Origin of the sequence: Roseovarius sp. THAF8 (assembly GCF_009363735.1) — a bacterium.
Taxonomy (GTDB): domain Bacteria; phylum Pseudomonadota; class Alphaproteobacteria; order Rhodobacterales; family Rhodobacteraceae; genus Roseovarius.
Genome location: NZ_CP045410.1, coordinates 2,989,941 through 3,009,027, shown reverse-complemented (window position 1 = coordinate 3,009,027; position 19,087 = coordinate 2,989,941). Strand labels below are relative to the sequence as shown.

Below are 19,087 nucleotides of genomic sequence, written 5' to 3'. Positions count from 1 at the left end.
CCTTCCCCGTGGGTCCGACCCCCTTGTGTCGGGGCCGGACGTTGGTTTCAGTTATGAGTGGATGACCGTCAGGCCTTGACGAGACCTTCGCTGGTGCAACTCTGGCCCTCGTAGGCGGCGTAGGGTTTGGGCGCGATCCGCTCCTGCGATTCCACGATCACCTCGGCTTGGCCGTTGCTCTGCCACTGGCCGATCTTGGGCCAAAGGTGGGTGTGCAGGTTCTCGTCGATCAGCACCTCGCCTTGCGGCGCGTTGAGCGTGAGGCCCACGGCCGCGTCGCGGATCGTCTCGGGCGTGATGTTGCCCGGGTCTAGCTTCTCCAGCGCCGCCTTGAACTGGTAAACTTGGAAGTAGGCCGCCTCGGACACGAAATGCGTGACCTGGTCCGCGCCATAGCGGGATTTGTAGGCTTCGACAAAGGCCTCGTTCTCGGGCGTGTCGTGGCCCATGAAGTAGGGCGCGGAGGAGAAGTGCCCGGCCGCCGCTTCGCCGCCGATGGCTTTCACCTCTACCTCGGACCGGGTGAGGCTGATCACCGGCATCTGCGCGGGGTCGAGTTCGGCCGCGTGATACTGTCGGGCGAAGGCCACGTCGGAATCGCCCACGACGGTGGCGAAGATCACGTCGGGTTTCTCGGACCGGATGCGGTTGATGACCGAGCTGAAGTCGGAATGCCCAAGCGGGACGTATTCCTCGTTCACGACCTCGCCGCCCAGTTCGGCCAACAGGGTCTTGCAGTAGTTGTTCTCTTCCTTCGGATAGACGTAGTTGTTGCCGATCATGTAGAAGCGCGGGCCGTAATTCTCGATCGCCCAGGCGATCAAGTCATCCTGCTGCTGGTTCGGCACGGCGCCGCCATACATGACGTTTCTCGAGCACTCGCGGCCTTCGTAAAGCGTAGGGTACCAGTAAAGGTTCTTGCGCTGCTCGGTCACCGGCAACACCGCCTGCCGGCTCGCCGAGGTGTAAGAGCCGAAAACGCTGACGCATTTGTCGCGGATCATCAGGCGCCGAGCGCGGTCTGCATAAGTCGCTGGGTCGGATGCCGGGTCTTCAATTATTGGCCGCAACTGCCGGCCGTGCACCCCGCCGGCGGCGTTGATCTCTTCAATCGCCATCAGCGCAGCATCGTGCAGAGTGCTTTCCACCACGGCCACGGCGCCGGTCAGTGAAAACAGCAAACCGACGGGAATATCGCCACCCTGCGCGATGGCACGCCCAGCGGTCGTCAGAAGCGCGGGCGCCGAAAGGGCACCAGCTGCACCGAGAGCACCTACTCCTCCAAGAAAGTCGCGACGTTTCATTAGGTTATCTCCTCTGTTGGTTACGAGCGGCCGTTGAATCGGCAACAAAAAAAGGCCCTCCACCGCGACGTCTTCGTCACGATCGGAGAGCCTCATTGCTCATGAATTTTTTAGACTCACATTTGAGCCTGCAACCATCGTTCAGCAGGGGTTCACATTTTGCAAGAAAATTTTAGTTATTAAAATCTAATAGTTATGCACGAATGCATCACTCGTGGACAGTTTCGTGTCCTTTTCGAGCTCAAAGGGAAACGGATGCTTGAACAACATTTGCAGTGCTGATGGTGATAAGCTTATCAGCCATCAAATGACGTTATTCGAACAACAACACCAACCCAAATCTCAACCCTTGCCAAAAATCACAAACAGCTACGGCATGGGGTGCGAATTACCCGCGTGCAGAGAGGGGCCCGAAAGGACCCATCGATGATGACCGCAACAGCGGACGATGAAAAAGTGGACTTGCCCGGTTTTGGTGGAGAGCGTTTAGCTCACTTCGCGGGCCTTTCGCTCGAATGCTATCGGGCTTTGGAAGCCGAGCGATGAATGGCGTCTGACGGGATTGTAGAACCCGTCGATGTATCTGGCGATGGCGTTTTCGGCCTGTTGGCGGGATTTCCAGGCGACCGGCCAGATCAGCTCCGACTTGATGGTTTTGAAGAACGTTTCCACCATTGAGTTGTCATAGCAGTTCCCGCGCCCGCTCATCGAGATCAAGATGCCACGTTTGCGGAGCCGCGCCTGATAGTCCACCGAGCAGTATTGCGATCCGCGGTCGGAATGGTGAACCAGTCCTGGCTCAGGGTTGCGAGCGGCCAGAGCATGGCGCAGGGCTGCGATGGCGAGGTCACGCTTCAGACGATCACTCGTGGCCCAACCGACGACGCGGCGCGAGAAGAGGTCCAAGACAATGGCAAGGTAAAGCCAGCCCTCTGCCGTCCAGATGTAGGAGATGTCCGCCCCCCACTTCCTGTCCGGACAGTCCGCCGCGAAATCTTGTGCCACGAGGTTGGGCGCCACAGGCCAGGCATGTTCACTGTCCGTCGTCCGTTTAAAGCGCCGCTTTTGCCGCGCGATCAACTGGTTCTCGCGCATCAGTCGTGCCGTGCGGTGCCGCCCTATCTTGAGCCCCTCATCGACGAGGTCGCGGTGCATGCGGGGACTGCCGTAGGTCCCGTTCAACAGCTCAAAGGCCGTTCGAATGTGGGCAAGATGGATCATGTCCTGCTGCTGGCGATGACAGGCAGGGCGGTCCCGCCAAGCGAAGAACCCGCTCTGGCTGACACCGAGAACATGACACATTCGCCGGATCGGGAAGCTGGCCTTCTCCGCCTCTATGAAAGCGAAGCTCATCGACTTGCGTCTTTCGCGAAGAAGGCTGCGGCCTTTTTTAAGATGTCGCGCTCCTGCTTCAGAACCGCGTTCTCGCGTCGCAACCGCTTCAGCTCCGCGTGCAGATCGACCGATGCCTCGACCGGCCCACCAGCGTCCCGCTCGCGACTGAGCCATCGCGTCAGTGTCGAAAGCCCGATCCCCAGATCCTCCGCGACCTCCCGTCGCGTCCGGCCGCTGGTCAGCGCCAGCCGCACCGCTTCACGCCGGAACTCCGGCGTCGGTCTGTTTCCGTTTCCCATAGAACACCTCCTGGTTCCTCAGTTGGTGCTCTCCACTTTTCCAGGGCAAGTCCACATTCAATCCTTCCTAATCTAGACCAAGCGTCATGGACAAGACCGCGGCTCAATCAAATCCGTCAGGGTGTTTCCTACGAACCCGCCCGTATGGCCGCCTCCACGGTGAGACAGGGGGGCACCAGCACCCGCGACGAACATTCCGATTTCGCCGATCACGACGTTACCACAGTGGGCATGACCGGAGCCTCTCTAGATCTGAGCCATTTGGTTTCGGACAATGGTCCATAGCATGGCGGTGTCGGACGACGCGGAAACGACCGTGCCGGTTCTTCGATCAGGCTGAGCGGTCCGCCACCCGAATGAGAAGCTCGGGATCGACGGCTTTGCCATGTGAAACGTGAATGGGCCCGGGCTTCAGTGTACCACCCGGCTGCGGATGAAACCTTCCAGCCTTCGATTTTTATCTTTTCTCAGACCATTTCATCCATTAACCATCGACTCACTTCGGTTCCCGGCGGTTTTCCGGCGGGATAATAGGGAATGCGGTGCGACGCGTCTGGCGTCCAATCCGCAACTGCCCCCGCAACTGTAGGCGGAGAGCGAAGCCGGACCATGTCACTGTCATGCGGCGCATGATGGGAAGACCCGGCCAAGCATTGACCCGCAAGTCAGGAGACCTGCCGAGGTGATCACCCTGTCCGAACGCGGGGCGCGTTTCGACAACGGACTTTCCGTAGCGGTGACGATATCACCGTCTGCGGAGTCACCCCTCCAAAGGCACAAACAAAAGCCATCGCGTCACGCGAGATCCGGAGGGACACGCCATGTCACGCTCATTCAAAGCCGCGCTTGCGGCATCCACCGCCCTTTTCACCCAGCCCGCCATTGCGCAGGACACGCCATATGACCTCGGAACGATCTTCGTGTCCGGCGGTCTGACCCCGATTGAAGGCAGCGCCTACGGCCGTGCCGGTACTGTCCTGACCGAAGAGGATATCGAGGATCGCGGGTCACGATATGCGGTCGACATCATCCGCTCGCTGCCCGGTGTTTCCGTCTCGCGGACCGGCCCCGCCGGCGGCCTGACCCAGGTCCGGATGCGCGGCCACGAAGGCAACCACACGCTGGTCATCATCGACGGCGTGGAAGTGGCCTCGCCCAGCCAGGGCGAGTACGATTTCAGCGGTCTTCTCAGCGCCGACATCGAGCGCATCGAGGTCCTGCGCGGGCCGCAATCCTCACTTTACGGCTCGAACGCCATCGGCGGTGTGATCTCGATCACCACCAAGCGCGCGACCGAGCCGGGCTTCAGCGGGCAAGCCGGGTTCGAGATCGGCACCGACGAGACGACGCAAGTCAGCCTGGCCTTGCGGCAGCGCACCGAAAAACTTGCTCTGAGCTTTTCCGCGACGCGCCGGGAGACCGGCGGCTATGACGTGTCGGGCCTGAATGGCGAGGATGACGGTGATCTCAACGAGACCTACAACCTCAACGTCCATTATTACGCGACCGAAAACCTGACCTTCGGCGGCACGCTACGGCACGTGAAAAGCGACTCGGACTCCGACGGCCAGATCTACACCGCGCTTACACCTGCCGGACAGATCCTCGTTGATGACTTTTCCGGGTCCGATACGGCCGAGACCTTCGGCTCCATCTACGCCCAGCTCGACACGTTCGGCGGTCGTTTCAGAAACCGCCTTGATCTGTCTTTTGCAGACATCCAGACCGATCGTTTCAACGGCACCGGCGCACAGTCGGGCGACACCACAGAGACACGCCAGAAAATCAGCTACAAGGGCAGCGTCGCGCTGGATGGCGGCGCGGTCGATACCGCCCGCCACATCCTGACCCTCGGCGCCGAGTGGGAGCGGGAGACGTTCGTCAACAACAACCCCGCCTTCGTCTTCGCACCCAGCCAGCTGATCAAACAGACGCGCGAGCAGACCGCCCTCGTGGCGGAATACCAGGGCAACCTGACCGACAGTCTTGATGTGCAGGCCAGCGTCCGGCATGATTTCAACGACGAGTTCGAGGATTTTACGACCTACGCTGTCGGTGTGTCGTACATGCTGCCCAGTCAGACCACGCGACTTCACGCCTCTTACGGCACAGGCGTCCAGAACCCGACCATGTTCGAACAATTCGGTTTTTCCAACAACTTCATTGGCAACCCGAACCTGGAACCCGAGCAGAGCGAAGGCTGGGATTTCGGTGTGGAACAACAATTCCTAGGCGGGCGCGGCCTGATTGACGTCACCTATTTCGATGACGAGCTGACCAACGAGATCTCGTCCACCGTCGATCCTGGCACCGGCAGCCTGACACCCTTCAACCAGGCCGGAAAAAGCGACCGCAGAGGCGTGGAAATCGGTGCGACCTGGCAGGTGAACGCGCGGCTGGACCTTGGGCTGAATTACACGTGGCTGGATGCCGAGAACCCCAACGGCAGCACCGAGGTACGCCGCCCGGAACACGAGGTGCTGTTGCAGCTTGGCTACGACTTCCCCGATGACCGCACGCGGTTCACCATGGACGTGCAGCACGTGGCGAACAATGTCGATCTGTTCTTCCCGCCCAGCTTCATATCGGTGCCCGTGACCCTGCCGGACTATACGCTTGTCAACGTCGGACTGCGGCACCAGCTGACAGATAGCGTCGAAATCTATGGCCGTATCGAGAACCTGACGGATGAAAAGTACCAGGAGGTTCTCGGCTACGAGACCCCCGGCCGCACGGCGTTCTTCGGCCTGACAGCCACTTTCTGAGATGACGGTGCGGCGTCTCTCCACGGCCCTTGCCGGACCGGCCCTCGCAGCTTTGCTGTGCGGCGCCAGCCCCGTTGCGGCCGAGGCGCCGCACCGCGTCGTTTCCATGAACCTTTGCACCGACCAGTTGGCGATGATGCTGGCGGCACCCGGTCAACTGCATTCGGTTACCTATATTGCCGCGGACGCCCGCTCCTCGGCTATGGCAGAGCAGGCAAAAGAGCACGTCATCAATCACGGCCTCGCCGAAGAGGTCTATCTGATGCAGCCTGACCTCGTCATCGCAGGCACCTATTCGGCCCGCGCCACAGTAGCGATGCTACGCCGGCTGGATATCCCGGTCGTCGTGTTCGATCCCGCCTCGTCGCTTGACGACGTGCGCGACCGGATCCTGCAAATGGGCGAGGTGCTGCACCGCGAGGATACGGCCCAGGCCATGGTGTCGGACTTCGACACGCGTCTGACCAACCTGCGGGCTGACGTGGCGCAGCGGCCCCGTGCGGTGCTTTACTACGCCAACGGCTACACCTCGGGGGAACGGACGCTGGCGGGCCAGATCCTGATCACGGCGGGTTTTGCGAACGCCGCGGCAGAGGCCGGGTACGGATCGGGCATGAAGATCCCGCTCGAGGTGCTGGCGGTCACCAACCCCGATCTGGTGATCACCTCGCAGCCCTATCCCGGCGAGTCCCGTGCAGAAGCGATCATGAACCACCCGGTGATCGAGACACTTCGCCGGACGGGCGAACGGGCCAGCATCACCGACCGCGACTGGGTCTGCGGCACACCCTACGTGCTGCGCGCCATCGAGGAGCTTGCCGCCGATCGCAAAGCCCTCTTCGGAGACGGGCAATGAGGGCGCTGTTCCTGTCGCTCCTGCTGGTGGTCGTCGCGCTATTCACCGCGTCGCTCTTGATCGGCCCCGCCGGTATCGGCATCAGGCAAAGCCTGTCGGCGCTTTTCTTGGGCGATGGCGGCCCCCTGACGCTGGTGATGCGCGAGGTGCGCCTGCCGCGCGCCATCCTCGCCGTGCTCATCGGCGGCAGCCTCGGGCTGGCCGGAGCGGCAATGCAGGGCTACCTGCGCAATCCGCTGGCAGAGCCCGGCCTGATCGGCGTCTCCGGCTCTGCCGCGCTGGGGGCTGTCCTGGCGATCCATACCGGGCTCGCGGGGGCATTCGCGCTCGGCCTTCCCCTGGCTGCGCTCACGGGCTCCTTGCTTGGGGTGATCCTGGTCATGTCACTGGCCGGCCCGCGCGGCACGTCCCTGACCCTGATCCTGGCCGGCATCGCGGTCTCTGCCCTGGCCGGGGCGCTGACCTCGCTGGTGCTCAACCTCTCGCCCAACCCCTTCGCCGCGAATGAAATCGTCTTCTGGATGATGGGCTCGCTCACCGACCGCTCGATGACGCATGTGTGGCTCGCCCTGCCCTTCATGGCCGTGGGCTTTGCCCTTTTGGCCGGCCTGGGACGTGGCCTCGACGCGATGACGCTGGGCGAGGATGCGGCGGCGGCCATGGGCATCCGCCTTGTTCGCCTGCGCCTGCTGCTCGTACTTGGCACCGCCTGCGTGGTCGGCGCGGGCACGGCGGTCGCGGGCGCCATCGGCTTTGTCGGCCTCGTGGTCCCGCACCTCCTGCGCCCCCTGGTCGGGGCGCATCCCTCGCGCCTGCTCTGGGCCTCGGCATTTGGCGGCGCGGCCATGGTCCTGGCCGCCGACATTGCTGTGCGGGTCATCCTGCCCGCCCGCGACCTCAAGCTTGGCGTGCTGACCGCCCTTGTCGGCGCGCCCTTGTTCCTGCATCTCATCCTGAAGCTGCGAAAGGAACGGATATGAGCCTTCTGTCCGTCAAGGACTTCACGGTCTCTTTGCGCAATCGCGATGTGCTGCGCGACGTCAGTTTCGAGATCGGGACAGGCGAGTTCGTCGGTCTCATCGGCCCCAACGGCGCGGGCAAGACGACACTGATGCGGGCCGCGCTCGGCCTGCTGCCCTTCACCGGCTCCAGCAACCTCGCCACCCTGTCGGAGAACGCCCGCGCCAGGCAAGCCGCCTGGATGCCCCAGGCCCGCGAGATCGCCTGGCCGGTGACCGTGGAAACCGTGGTGATGCTGGGCCGCACCCCCTATCTCAGCTCTATCCAGAACCCGGCTGACCACGACCGCAAGGCCGTCGACGACGCACTCGACTGGATGGAGCTGACCGAGTTTCGCCACCGCGATGCCACGCAGCTTTCGGGCGGCGAACAGGCCCGCGTGCTGATCGCCCGGGCGTTGGCACAGGAAACTCCGCTGCTTGTCGCGGACGAGCCGATCGCCGGGCTCGATCCCGCCCACCAGATCTCCACCATGCAGACCTTCGCGGCCTTGGCACGGACCGGCAAATCCTCCCTGGTGTCGTTGCATGACCTCGGGCTTGCCGCCCGCCACTGCACCCGTCTGATCATGCTGGGCAACAAGGGGCTTGTTGCGGACGGCAAGCCCGCCGATGTCCTGACCGACCGACGCCTCGCCGAGATTTTCGGCGTGACGGCATGGTTTCAGGACACCGACAAGGGCTTCGTTTTCCAGCCGCTCGAGGTGCTGCAATGAACGGCGTCTCCCTCCACCGCCCCTGGCTGGAATTCGATCTCGGACAAGAGATGCAGGTGCTTAGCTGGGCCGTCCACAGGCCCGGTCTTGTCCACGCCCGCCGCATTGTCTGGCGCGAAGTGCGCGACGCGGACCTGACACAGGACCTTGACGCCCATGATTGGCTGCAAGCCGAGCTTGCAGTGCGAAATTCCGAGGATGCCGTGGCCGTCCTGACCTCCCGCGATGTTGGCAGCTTCACCCACGCCGTCGCCACCGTTGGCGCGACAGAGGCGCAGGCCGTCGCAACCGTGGGTCTCAGCAACGCCGAGCGCGTCGGTCACAGGACCGCTCTCGAAAACGAACACTGGGGCACCATCAACATAGCACTCCGTCTCAACCGCCGCCTTACCGACGTCGCGCTCATCGAGGCCATGAGCATCGCGGTTCAGGCGCGCACGGCTGCTGTGATGGACGTGGACATGCCACTCGCGCCCGGTCGCGCCACCGGGACCGGAACCGATTGCATTGCCGTCGCGGCGCTGCCGGGGCAGACACGCTATGCCGGCCTTCACACCGAAATCGGCGAAGCCGCGGGCCGCGCCGTCTATTCCGCCGTTCTGGACGGCGCACGCCAATGGTTGGCCACAAGAGGAGAAATGTTCGATGCAACATCTTGAAGCCGTACTGAAGGACGGGCTGAACGACCCGAATGCGGGATGGAACATGGGCTCTTTCGGCGCGATTGCAGAATTTCACCAAGTGGCGGGCGATCCCCCGGCGACCGAAGCATCAGCATTGCAGCAGGTCACAACGCGCGGCGGCATCCGTATCGACACACTGGATGGCGTTCGGCCAGTTGCCTACGAGACGCTCAGTCCCCGATCCCACCGCTGGACGCAGGCGGTCTCGCTCTGCCTGCCCGAAGACGCCGCTTCGATGAACCGGCGGGATGTTTTGACCGAACTCGGCCCCGACGCGCATTCGATCCGCGATGAAGACCGAGAGGCGGTCATCTTCGACATGGGCCTCGCCCAGCCGCAGGTCGATTTCTGCATCCGCACCGCCGACCCGGCGTTGCTGGAAACTCTCCGCGCGAACGCCGGGCGCTCGCTTTTCGAACAGGACAACCCGGCAATGGGTGCGATCCTGAAGGCGCATCCGCATCGCGTCGCCCTGACCCGCCTTGGCCGGGTCGAAGTCTACCAGATGATCGGCGGACCGGACACCGGCGGCACCTCGCCCGAGGGGCCACACACCCATGTGCTGCCCAAGCTGTTGCGTGCCAATCGGACCCATTCCGCCAACACGCCCATTCCCGACGGCTGGGTGCCCTGCTGTGGCTTTCACCCGAACAGTCCCGTCATGGGACGCCTCGGCGAGGAGCAGGACTTTGACGAGACGGCATTCGCGGCGTTCCAGGCGCTGCTGTCCGATTGGGGCCCCCAGGACTACGTCGACCAGAAACAGCGCGTGTGGACCGCGCTCCGCGAGGCACGTGACCCCGAAACCTGGGTCGAACCCGACACCCGCGTGGCCCGGGCCGGTCTTCGCAACGCGATCCGACAGTGGCGGCGCCAGCACGGCGACAGCCCTCTGCTGAACGCCTGGGCGGTTGCGTTCGACCGCGGCGATGCGGACGCCGATCCGGAAAATCCTGGGCACTGAGCGGTCAGGTCCACGCCGGACCATCCCGCCCTAATTGACCGGTTGGCAGATATCTGTATGCCTCTTGGGGCAGACACCAAACGAGAAACCGAATGCCGCCCTCCGCCACTGTTCATTTCTGTCAGAACTGCGGTCCATCAGACCTCTTGGATCTGCATGCAAAACTGACGGGTTCTGGTCTGGCGAAAACGGTGATGGTCGTCGAACGCGGGTGCATGAATGGTTGTGCCAGTCCGGTTTCCATGGCCATGCAGGGCCCGGGCCGGGCCACATACTTCTTCAACGGGGTAGATCCGGCGGCGGATGCAGAAGATATCGTCGCAACCTTGCACGCCTACCTTGCTACCCCAGACGGCTGGATCGAGGACGCGCAGCCCTGCGGCAGGCTTAGGTTCTGTCTGGTGGGGCGTGTCCCGGCGCTCAGTTGCTAAGCGTGACGGTCCGCGCAACCGGCGTATCGTCCACGGCCAGCGGCCGGTGATCGTTGCTGTTCAATGCCACTTCCAGTTCTACCTCGCCTTCGGGCAGGGTATCCAGATGCATCCAGGGGCCATAGACCCGCGCCAGTTTTACGCCGTTGGCATAGACATGGGCATGTCCCTCGCCCGGGACATGGTCACGGCTGGCATTCTCCGGCGAGAACCGGAAGTTCTCGGTCATGATGTGCAGGTTCCATCCGGCGGACGGATCGGGCGTCACCTCGATCTTTAGCGTCGGCGCATCGGCGCCTGCCGGAACCGACAACATGTCGCCGTGATCGTGCATGCCTGCCCCGGCGTGTTGCTCGTGACCGCCATGATGGGCTGGGTCGCCATGATCATGCCCGTCAAAAGTGACACCGTTCGCCGCGGCGACCGCAAACCCGATGCCCCCGCCGAAAACAAGGCCGATAAGAAGCATCGGAATGGAACGGTCCATGATCGGGTCCAAATTCAGCCTTAACAAGAAGGCGGGCGCGCAAGGCACGCGCCCGGAATGTGATCTGCCGGTATCAGGCGGTCTGAGCCTGGCCGGCCGCTTCGCTTTCGCGCGACCAGAAGAAACCCGCAAAGGCTCCTAGCATGACCCAGGCCGCCAATCCGATCCCAAGCGCGCGCGATGCGAACAAGGCGCCGATTTCTGTCGGCACGGGTCCCGTAAAGACCTCGGGTTCCGGCGCACCGATGACATGCGGCGCCAGCAACAGCACCACAGCGGCGCCCCACCCGGCCCAGTTGCGGCTGAACGCGATCAGCCACATGGCAATGGCCGCCGTCAGCACGGTTGCGAACCACCAAACTTGGCGCTCGTAGACATCGGCAGCAGCCACGCCCGGAACTTCCGGCGCGAGGGTAAAGCCCGGCGCAAGGTGCACCGCGACAAACCCGGCAACCCCCCAGATCAGGCCCGTGCGCGCGTTTATCGCCGCACCACGGTTTTCGGCCAGCGACATCAGCGCCACCAGAACCATCGCGTAACCGGAATAGATCAGCATCGTGAAGACGATGCTCAGCCCGTCGCGCACGGCATCGAAGCCCGGCAAATCCGGCGTGGCCGAAACGGTCGAGTCGGTCCCGAAATGCACCAGCTCGCCGCCTTCATAAAGCTCTGCGTGAAGCAGGACCGGCTGCACGAAAAAAAGCTGCAACAGGGCGATGATCAACCCTGCGGCAGCGCCAGCGAACAAGGCGCTGGTCAGCAGACGCGTAAACACCGGTTCAGTGGCAGGGGAAGCCGGTGGCGTGACGCACATCGTGCGCCGCGTCGTGCAGCGTCGCGGCCTGAACGTGGCCTGCCACGAAGATCACGCCAAGGCCCAGCGCGGCGATGGCGATCACCGAAACCAGCCCGGAGGCCGATGTTGTCTGTGCGGCGGTTGCAGTCTTTGCAGTCATAGTACTACCTCTTTGCCTTCACACCCGAAGGCCTTGTGGTTTCGGTCGTGATCAGCAGGTCTCCTGGCTTGCGGGTCTTCATCGTCTGGCTGGCCTTCCCGGAGTGCTCCAGTGACGTATTCAGCCTGATTCGCCGCCTACAGTTGCGGGGACAGCCACGGAATTGCCGAATATTATCAGGCGCACCGCGTTCCCTGTTTTCCATTTCTTGCGGAAATGGAACTGATCACCATCGTTAGTCTAGCAAGCATTGCCACCTGTCAACAATACAACGCAAAACGATAGGCGAATCTCAATCCCAGCGACCAAACCGCAAGGCGAACGTCCCGGCCCGACTTGGAAACGTACTCTGTGTCAGGCTTGCAAAGTCCCGCCCCACTCTGACATAGACAAGACAATCGCCGCGCCGGGCCTCAAAGCAATGCCGCTTGCCGACGCACTTCAAAGGATACCGCCCTCCGAAAGGGTCGCTCACACGTCGCAGCATCTATCGCAGAGGCGCTCCATGGCGGATCAACCCAGGCCAACTCCGGCACGCATCTTTTCCTCGCAGGAAAGGCAAAGCCTGTATGACATAATCGCAGCGCGCCGCGACGTGCGGAACGAGTTTCTGCCCGAACCGATCGACGAGGAAGCTCTGCGCCGGGTTCTCGAAGCAGCCCATGCTGCGCCGTCCGTCGGCTTCATGCAGCCATGGAACTTCATCCTGTTGCGTGATGCCGAACTCAGAACACGGGTGCACAGCATCTTCAGCCGCGCCAACGAAGAAGCCGCCGCCATGTTTCCCGATGAACGCCAGTCCGCCTACAGGTCGCTGAAGCTCGAAGGGATCACCAAAGCGCCGCTCAATATCGTGGTCACATGCGACCGCACCCGCGGCGGCAAGGTGGTGTTGGGCCGCACGCATAACCGTGACATGGATCTGTATTCGACCGTCTGCGCGGTGCAGAATCTCTGGCTCGCCGCCCGCGCCGAGGGGATCGGCGTGGGATGGGTCAGCATTTTCGATCACCAGGAAATCGCCACCATGCTCGGCATTCCCGAACATGTCGAGCTGGTTGCCTATCTCTGCGTGGGATATGTCGATCAGCTATACGACCAGCCCGAACTGGCAGCCAAGGGCTGGCGGCAGCGGATATCGCTCGATGACCTGATCATGCACGAGGGCTGGCAGGACTGACAGCCCAGCCAAAGGGCCCTCAAAGACACGCCAGCGCCACCCAAATTGCGGTTTCCGAGAGCAATTGCACAGCCCCCAGAACGTCGCCGGTCTGCCCGCCGATCTTGCGCCACGCCAGCCAGCCGATGGCCGCCGTCACCAACGCACAGGCCAGCAGCGCCCAGGGCGCAACCACCAGCGCCACGACCGCCACTGCCGCCAGAACCCCGCGCGCGGCCTTGCTGCGCCCCGCCGCGCTGCGCCCCAGACCATCCGCGCGGGCCGGCGCAAGGCTCTCCTGCACCGCCACCATTGCCCCCCGGCTCAGCATGGCTGCGCCGACGAACGCACAAAGGCCGGGATCGGCGTCGGCAACGGACACCGCCCACAGGGCCGCGACCACCCCCATCGCAACCACGCCATAGCTGCCGATGCGGCTGTCGCGCATGATCTCCAGCGCGTGCGCCTTGTCACGTCCGCCACCATGGCCGTCGGCAAAATCCGCAAGCCCATCGAAATGCAGCGCTCCGGTGACCAGCGCCAGCCCGCCCAGCGCCAACAGGGCCGATATCTGGTTTGACGCGCCGACCGCCGCCGCCAAGCTGAAAACCAGCCACGTCAGGGCGCCGACCATTGCCCCCACCGGAACGAACGCCCACCGCGCGGCCAGCATCGTCGGCGGGTCGTCACCGATCCGCCCGGCCGGAAGCCGGGTCAGCAGCATCAGTGCCAGTTGAAACTCGGCAACGCGCGCACGTAGGTTCATTGACCCGACACCCCGGCCTCGGCAAAGGTCGCCATCCCGTTGTGACAGGCCAGCGCCGAGCGCAACACGCCCAACGCAATCGCCGCGCCCGAGCCTTCGCCCAGCGCCATGTCCAGCGACAGGATCGGCCGCATGCCCAGTTCCGCCAGAAGCCGCGCGTGCCCCGGCTCGCGGCTGACATGCCCGACTAGGCAATGGTCCAGGAACCGACGGTCGGCGGCAAAAAGCGGCACCGTCGCCGCCGTGCAGATGAAACCGTCGAGGATGACCGGAATGCGCCGCGCCCGCGCTTCCAGCACGGCGCCACAGATCGCCGCCTGTTCGCGCCCGCCGAGCCGGGCAAGGATTTCCAGACCTCTGGCGTCCGAATGACGCGCGCAGGCGCGTGTCACCACGTCGATCTTGCGCGTGACCCCGGCGTCATCCGATCCCGTCCCCTTGCCCACCCAAAGCGCCGCCTCTCCGCCGAAGGCGCCCTTGGCCATCGCGGCGGCAATGGTCGAGTTTCCGATGCCCATCTCGCCGAGGATCAGCACACTGACGCCAAGATCAACGGCCGCAGCCCCTCGGCGCAGGGCGTCCAGCGTCTCAGCCTCTGACATGGCCGACCCGGCGGTGATATCCGCGGTCGGCTGGTCCAACTCCAGCGCAATCACCGACAGCTCGGCTCCATTTGCGCGGCACAACTGGTTGATCGCCGCGCCGCCATTTTCAAAGTTCGCCACCATCTGCGCCGTCACGTCCTGCGGGAAGGGGTTGACTCCCTGCGCGCAGACGCCGTGATTGCCGGCAAAAACAAGGGCCTGCGCGCTGGCGATGGCGGGCCGGTCCGTGCCTTGCCAGCCCGCCATGAAAATCGCCAGCTCCTCCAGCCGTCCCAAGGCGCCCGGCGGCTTGGTCAGGCTGTTCTGGCGCGCCAGCGCCGCCTCGCCGGCGTCTTTATCCGTTACGGACAAAGACCCGGCAAGCCCGGCAACCTCGCCCAGCGACGAGACGTCAGAAAGAATGGTCATTCGGCTTCACCTTCATCGGATAGCCCGCCACGGTCAGCCACACCTCGTCACAGGCCTGCGCCACGGATTGGTTCACGTAACCCGCGGCATCGCGGAACAGCCGGGCCAGCTTGTTCTCGGGCACGATCCCCTGCCCCACCTCGTTGGTGACGAAAACGACCGGCGCGGCCTGGCTTGCCAGCGTTTCGACCAACCTGTCGGTCTCGGCCTGCCAGTCACTGTCTTCGAGGATGAGGTTCGTCAACCAGAGCGTCAGGCAATCGACCAGCCGCGGCACGCTGCCGTCGGTGTCCTGCAACCCCCCGGCCAGATCGGTCGGCGCATGAACGTCCTCCCACGCCGCACCGCGCCGCGCCTTGTGTTTCGCCACGCGCTCGGCCATCTCGTCGTCGCCTGCGTGCAGACGCGCGGTCGCGATATAGATGGCCCGTCCGGCGGGCTGCAAAGCCATCCGCTCGGCCAATGCCGACTTGCCGGAACGCGCGCCCCCGGTGATGAGTATCGACTTTTTCATTGCAGCGTGGGAAAGCATTTTTCGAGGAAAAAAGAAAGCTGAAAGGCGACGTCCTGGAACCCGTTGCGCCCCCCCGGCCAGAGCTTGTCCTGATCCGTCACGCCCCCGTGGCCGATCCGGGGCATCTCTATGGCCGCACCGATGTTGCGGCCGTCCTCGACGACACCGCGGTCGCGGCGCTCAGAAATCGGCTGGCCTATATCACCCGGGTCATCAGCAGTCCGGCACAACGCTGCCGCCAGACGGCCAATGCGCTTTTCGGTGCCTGCGAGCAGGACGCACGCCTTTGGGAGCAGGACTTTGGCGCGCATGACGGCTTGGCCTTTGACTTGTTACCCGACATCGGCGTTTTGGACAGCGCGGCACTCGCGGCGCACCGATCGCCAGGCGGCGAGAGTTTCAACGACCTCTGCGCGCGTGTGACACCCGCCCTGATCGAGCACGGGCGCCATGCCGCGCTGCACGGCCCGGTGGCCCTGGTCGTCCATGCCGGCGTGATCCGCGCCGCGCTCGGCTTCGTGACCGGGCACGCCCCCGGCGGTCTGGCATTCGAGGTGGCGCACCTGTCGGTGACGCGCCTGCGCTGCGGCCCCGACAGCCCGCTCTCGGTGATCGAGGTCAACCGCACATGAGGTATGTCACGATCTGCGGCCATTTCGGAGAATGGCTTCATGGGCGGTTCGGTCCTTCGGGGCAGGTGGCCCTGATCACCTTGGCCTGTTCGCCGTTGCGTGTCGCGGCCCCGTCCGAGGAGGCCTTTCCTTTCACCGATGGCCGGGCAGTAGCGACCAAGACAGGCGACCTGCGCAGCGACGCCGCCCTCGCCTCGGACTCCGCGCCTCGCTGCAAAGCGCGACGTGGCCCTTGCGATCCGATGGCCGACCTCGCAAGGGGCCTCGGTACCGTGGGCATGGTGCGCGCGCATACCGGCTCCACCCGCGGGCTGACCTTTGCGCCGGGAACCAACCCGCCATGCGGCCCATCCGAGCTGCAAGAAGCGCGGCTCAAAACCATTCTCAGCTTCGATACAGGCCGCGCATGAGTTTCGCCCTTATGATGCTGGGCGCCCTGGCCCTCGACCTCGCCTTCGGCTGGCCCGACCGGCTCTACGCCCGTATCGGCCACCCGGTCACCTGGCTTGGCCGGGCCATCACAATGGCCGAGCACCGGCTGAATCGCGGGTCCCGCCGTCGGCGCCTGTTGGCCGGGGGCGTGACGGTCCTTTGGATAACCCTGCTCGCCGGCCTACCCGCCCTGATCGGTCAGGCTATCCTGCCCCATGGGTGGGTCGGTGCGATGATCGGCGCGGTGCTGGCCTGGCCGCTCATTGCCATGCGCTCCATGCACGCGCATGTAGCCGCCGTCGCACACCCGCTGGCCGCCGGAAACATGCCCGCCGCGCGCCATGCCGTCAGCATGATCGTCGGGCGCGACCCGACCAAGCTCGATACGCCGGCCATCGCCAGGTCTGCCACCGAGAGCCTTGCCGAGAATACCTCCGACGGAATCGTTGCCCCGATCTTCTGGGGCGTGATCCTGGGCCTGCCCGGCATCGCAATTTACAAGGCCATCAACACGATGGATTCCATGATCGGCCACCGCAACGACCGTTTCGAGGCGTTCGGCAAAGCCGCCGCCCGGCTGGATGATCTCGTGAACTGGCTTCCCGCCCGGCTGACCGGCCTCATCTTCGCACTGGCCTCGGGGGCGCTTTTTCACGCGCTTCACGTGATGCGACGGGACGCGCCGCGGCATCGGTCTCCGAATGCGGGCTGGCCCGAGGCCGCGATGGCCGGTGCGCTGAACGTCCGGCTGTCCGGTCCGCGCATCTATGACGGTCGTCCCACCGACGAGCCCTGGTTGAACGGCTCCGCTCCCGATCCGACCCCCGAAGATCTGAAACGCGCCTTGTCGCTCTACCGGCGCGCTATGGCACTTTGCGCCCTTGTGCTGGTCGGTCTTGCGCTGCTCTAAGACCATCAGGACGGCACTCCTGCATCACAACGGCAACGTTGAAACAGCCGTTGTCAGGCTGGGCGGCGCCCCCGCCGACTGGCTCGATCTGTCGACCGGCATCAATCCTGAACCCCACCAGGTTCCGCGCATTACCGACGAAGCCCGCGCAGCGCTGCCGCGCAAATCCGACCTGGCGCGGTTGCTCAATGCCGTGGCAACCTATGAAACTTCCCTTTGCGTGGCCACGTGGAATAGCGTGCAAGGCGCGCTCCAGGTGGTGCCATGGCTGGCCAAACCGGCCCGCGCCATCGCTATGGCTTGCTGCCGCAGACCCGCTGGCCGCAACTAGAAGAGGCGATCGGCTCCGCCTGACCTCATCTGGCAAGCGCCAAAAGACCCGCGACATCCAGATGCATCTCAAGATGCGCCGCCAGTTCATCCAGCGTGCGCTCAACCATGGCCTGATACCCCAGATCCGAGGCATCGGCCCCGTTCGACCCGAGCCAAGCTGCGCGGAACCTGTCATCGCCGAACATCCCGTGCAGATAGCTGCCCGCCACGCGACCATCGACAGACACCGCCCCCTCGGCCACGCCATCCACACTGGCGAACGGTCTCGCGCGGTCCGGGCCGTCGCTGCGGCCGATATGAATCTCGTATCCGGCAAACGGCAGGTCCAGCCCCACGTGGTGCGCGTCGACCTGAGCCAGGCTCTTGTCGCCCCCCATGACCGTCTCGATGTCCAGCAATCCAATCCCCGACGTCTCCCCCGGCGCCCCCTCGATCCCCGCCGGGTCCGAGACCATGCGACCCAGCATCTGGTAGCCGCCGCAGATGCCTAGCACCCTGCCGCCGCGCCGGTGATGTGCCAGAACGTCGATGTCCCATCCCTGCCGGCGCAGAAAATCCAGATCGCCGCGCGTCGATTTCGAACCCGGAATGATGACCAGATCCGCGTCGCACGGCAACACCTGCCCCGGTTGCAGCATCGTGACACGCACGCCCGGCTCCTGCGTCAGCGGGTCCAGATCGTCAAAATTCGCGATCCGCGACAATTGCAGGCAGACGATGTGAAATGCGCCCTGAACCGGACTGTCCGCAATATCCAGCGCGTCCTCCGCCGGCAGCCGCCATGCCTCGGGAAACCATGGCGCCACGCCATAGCCGCGCCAGCCGGTGCGCGCCTCGATCTCCCGGTAGCCATCCTCGAACAGCGCCGGATCACCGCGGAACTTGTTGATCAGAAAACCCCCGATGCGAGCCGCATCCGCCTGCGGCAGGACAGCCTGCGTGCCGATGATCTGCGCGATGACGCCGCCGCGGTCGATATCGCCGCACAGGACCACCGGCACATCCGCCGCCTCGGCAAAGCCCATATTCGCGATGTCACCCTTGCGCAGGTTGATCTCGGCGGGCGAACCTGCCCCTTCGACGATCACAAGGTCATGTTGTGCGCTCAGGCGGGCAAAGCTGTCCTGAACCGCCGCCATCAGCGTCGGCTTCAGGCTGGAATACTCCAGCGCCTTCGCCGTGGTCAGGCGCTTGCCCTGCACGATCACCTGCGCGCCGACATCCGTTTCCGGCTTCAGCAAAACCGGGTTCATGTCGGTGTGCAAATTCACACCGCAAGCCATCGCCTGAAGCGCCTGCGCACGACCGATCTCGCCACCGTCCGGCGTCACCGCGGCGTTGTTCGACATGTTCTGCGGCTTGAACGGTGCCACGCTCAAGCCCCGCTGGCGCGCGGCCCGGCACAGGCCCGCCACCAGCATCGACTTGCCGACATTCGACCCCGTGCCCTGGATCATTATCGCGGGCATGGGTGGTCTCCGTCACACGGCATCGGCCCCGGCGGTTTCGCCCC

General features: G+C 64.2%; 21 protein-coding genes and 2 riboswitches. Of the genes, 12 read left to right on the top strand and 9 right to left on the bottom strand.

Going from position 1 to position 19,087, the window contains the following annotated elements; translation table 11 throughout:
- Positions 1-68: 68 nt before the first annotated feature.
- Positions 69-1,304: a transporter substrate-binding domain-containing protein gene (locus FIU85_RS14725; RefSeq protein WP_152497442.1), complete on the bottom strand. Its 1,236-nt coding sequence runs from the start codon at positions 1,302-1,304 to the stop codon at positions 69-71.
- 486 nt (positions 1,305-1,790) lie between these two features.
- Positions 1,791-2,938, bottom strand: a protein-coding gene (locus tag FIU85_RS14720) for an IS3 family transposase (RefSeq protein ID WP_152497441.1) whose coding sequence is annotated in 2 segments (ribosomal slippage) — positions 1,791-2,686 and positions 2,686-2,938 — 1,149 coding nt in all. Because the reading frame shifts where the segments join, the coding sequence is not laid out codon by codon here.
- 485 nt (positions 2,939-3,423) lie between these two features.
- Positions 3,424-3,635: riboswitch (cobalamin riboswitch) on the top strand.
- A 124-nt stretch (positions 3,636-3,759) separates the two neighbouring features.
- On the opposite strand from FIU85_RS14720, the gene FIU85_RS14715 reads away from it, so the two are divergent.
- The 7 genes from FIU85_RS14715 to FIU85_RS14685 all read left to right on the top strand — a co-directional run bounded on the left by FIU85_RS14715 (position 3,760) and on the right by FIU85_RS14685 (position 10,372).
- Positions 3,760-5,703, top strand: coding sequence for a TonB-dependent siderophore receptor (locus FIU85_RS14715; protein ID WP_152497440.1), 1,944 nt, complete (start codon positions 3,760-3,762; stop codon positions 5,701-5,703).
- Position 5,704: 1 nt separating this feature from the next.
- A complete protein-coding gene (locus FIU85_RS14710) occupies positions 5,705-6,559 on the top strand; it encodes an ABC transporter substrate-binding protein (protein WP_152497439.1) in 855 nt (284 codons plus the stop codon).
- Positions 6,556-7,539: an iron ABC transporter permease gene (locus tag FIU85_RS14705; RefSeq protein ID WP_152497438.1), complete on the top strand. Its 984-nt coding sequence runs from the start codon at positions 6,556-6,558 to the stop codon at positions 7,537-7,539. Before FIU85_RS14710 ends, FIU85_RS14705 begins: the two co-directional genes overlap by 4 nt.
- Positions 7,536-8,294: an ABC transporter ATP-binding protein gene (locus FIU85_RS14700; protein WP_152497437.1), complete on the top strand. Its 759-nt coding sequence runs from the start codon at positions 7,536-7,538 to the stop codon at positions 8,292-8,294. Before FIU85_RS14705 ends, FIU85_RS14700 begins: the two co-directional genes overlap by 4 nt.
- Complete coding sequence (locus FIU85_RS14695; RefSeq protein WP_152497436.1) at positions 8,291-8,953, top strand: adenosylcobinamide amidohydrolase; 663 nt, start codon at positions 8,291-8,293, stop codon at positions 8,951-8,953. The genes FIU85_RS14700 and FIU85_RS14695 overlap by 4 nt, the downstream gene beginning before the upstream one ends.
- Positions 8,940-9,941 carry a hypothetical protein gene (locus FIU85_RS14690; RefSeq protein WP_152497435.1) on the top strand — a complete coding sequence of 334 codons (1,002 nt, stop codon included), beginning with the start codon at positions 8,940-8,942 and terminating at the stop codon, positions 9,939-9,941. Before FIU85_RS14695 ends, FIU85_RS14690 begins: the two co-directional genes overlap by 14 nt.
- A 92-nt stretch (positions 9,942-10,033) precedes the next feature.
- Complete coding sequence (locus FIU85_RS14685) at positions 10,034-10,372, top strand: DUF1636 family protein (protein WP_152493706.1); 339 nt, start codon at positions 10,034-10,036, stop codon at positions 10,370-10,372.
- On the opposite strand, the gene FIU85_RS14680 is transcribed toward FIU85_RS14685, so the two are convergent.
- The 3 genes from FIU85_RS14680 to FIU85_RS14670 all read right to left on the bottom strand — a co-directional run bounded on the left by FIU85_RS14680 (position 10,362) and on the right by FIU85_RS14670 (position 11,815).
- The gene (locus FIU85_RS14680) at positions 10,362-10,859 is read right to left on the bottom strand and encodes a hypothetical protein (protein WP_152493707.1); all 498 of its coding nucleotides are present in this window, start codon (positions 10,857-10,859) and stop codon (positions 10,362-10,364) included. The genes FIU85_RS14685 and FIU85_RS14680 overlap by 11 nt on opposite strands.
- Before the next feature lie 73 nt (positions 10,860-10,932).
- On the bottom strand, positions 10,933-11,634 hold the full coding sequence (locus FIU85_RS14675; RefSeq protein WP_152497434.1) for a CbtA family protein: 702 nt from the start codon (positions 11,632-11,634) through the stop codon (positions 10,933-10,935).
- Positions 11,635-11,638: 4 nt separating this feature from the next.
- On the bottom strand, positions 11,639-11,815 hold the full coding sequence (locus FIU85_RS14670) for a CbtB domain-containing protein (RefSeq protein ID WP_082631025.1): 177 nt from the start codon (positions 11,813-11,815) through the stop codon (positions 11,639-11,641).
- Between the two features lie 35 nt (positions 11,816-11,850).
- A riboswitch (cobalamin riboswitch) is annotated at positions 11,851-12,057 on the bottom strand.
- 263 nt (positions 12,058-12,320) lie between these two features.
- Between FIU85_RS14670 and bluB the strand changes: the two genes are divergently transcribed.
- Positions 12,321-12,995, top strand: a complete 675-nt coding sequence (gene bluB / locus FIU85_RS14665; RefSeq protein WP_152497433.1) for a 5,6-dimethylbenzimidazole synthase — start codon at positions 12,321-12,323, stop codon at positions 12,993-12,995.
- A gap of 19 nt (positions 12,996-13,014) precedes the next feature.
- On the opposite strand, the gene FIU85_RS14660 is transcribed toward bluB, so the two are convergent.
- The 3 genes from FIU85_RS14660 to cobU are packed head-to-tail and all read right to left on the bottom strand — an operon-like array spanning position 13,015 to position 15,267.
- Positions 13,015-13,740 carry an adenosylcobinamide-GDP ribazoletransferase gene (locus tag FIU85_RS14660; protein WP_152497432.1) on the bottom strand — a complete coding sequence of 242 codons (726 nt, stop codon included), beginning with the start codon at positions 13,738-13,740 and terminating at the stop codon, positions 13,015-13,017.
- Positions 13,737-14,753, bottom strand: coding sequence for a nicotinate-nucleotide--dimethylbenzimidazole phosphoribosyltransferase (cobT, locus tag FIU85_RS14655; protein ID WP_152497431.1), 1,017 nt, complete (start codon positions 14,751-14,753; stop codon positions 13,737-13,739). Before cobT ends, FIU85_RS14660 begins: the two co-directional genes overlap by 4 nt.
- The gene (gene cobU, locus FIU85_RS14650) at positions 14,737-15,267 is read right to left on the bottom strand and encodes a bifunctional adenosylcobinamide kinase/adenosylcobinamide-phosphate guanylyltransferase (protein WP_152497430.1); all 531 of its coding nucleotides are present in this window, start codon (positions 15,265-15,267) and stop codon (positions 14,737-14,739) included. Before cobU ends, cobT begins: the two co-directional genes overlap by 17 nt.
- On the opposite strand from cobU, the gene FIU85_RS14645 reads away from it, so the two are divergent.
- From FIU85_RS14645 to FIU85_RS14630, 4 genes are read left to right on the top strand one after another with little or no spacing between them, the layout of a single operon-like run.
- On the top strand, positions 15,267-15,899 hold the full coding sequence (locus FIU85_RS14645; RefSeq protein WP_254702912.1) for a histidine phosphatase family protein: 633 nt from the start codon (positions 15,267-15,269) through the stop codon (positions 15,897-15,899). The two genes, cobU and FIU85_RS14645, sit on opposite strands and share 1 nt — an antisense overlap.
- Positions 15,896-16,309 (top strand): hypothetical protein, encoded by a 414-nt coding sequence (locus FIU85_RS22225; RefSeq protein WP_216648876.1) that lies wholly within the window; start codon positions 15,896-15,898, stop codon positions 16,307-16,309. The genes FIU85_RS14645 and FIU85_RS22225 overlap by 4 nt, the downstream gene beginning before the upstream one ends.
- Entirely contained in the window at positions 16,306-17,241 is a 936-nt protein-coding gene (gene cbiB / locus FIU85_RS14635) for an adenosylcobinamide-phosphate synthase CbiB (protein WP_152493713.1), read from the top strand. The genes FIU85_RS22225 and cbiB overlap by 4 nt, the downstream gene beginning before the upstream one ends.
- Positions 17,228-17,572, top strand: a complete 345-nt coding sequence (locus FIU85_RS14630; RefSeq protein WP_152497429.1) for a hypothetical protein — start codon at positions 17,228-17,230, stop codon at positions 17,570-17,572. The genes cbiB and FIU85_RS14630 overlap by 14 nt, the downstream gene beginning before the upstream one ends.
- A 25-nt stretch (positions 17,573-17,597) precedes the next feature.
- Here FIU85_RS14630 and FIU85_RS14625 read toward each other — a convergent pair whose 3' ends face one another.
- Positions 17,598-19,043 (bottom strand): cobyric acid synthase, encoded by a 1,446-nt coding sequence (locus tag FIU85_RS14625; protein ID WP_152497428.1) that lies wholly within the window; start codon positions 19,041-19,043, stop codon positions 17,598-17,600.
- Positions 19,044-19,087 lie beyond the last annotated feature (44 nt).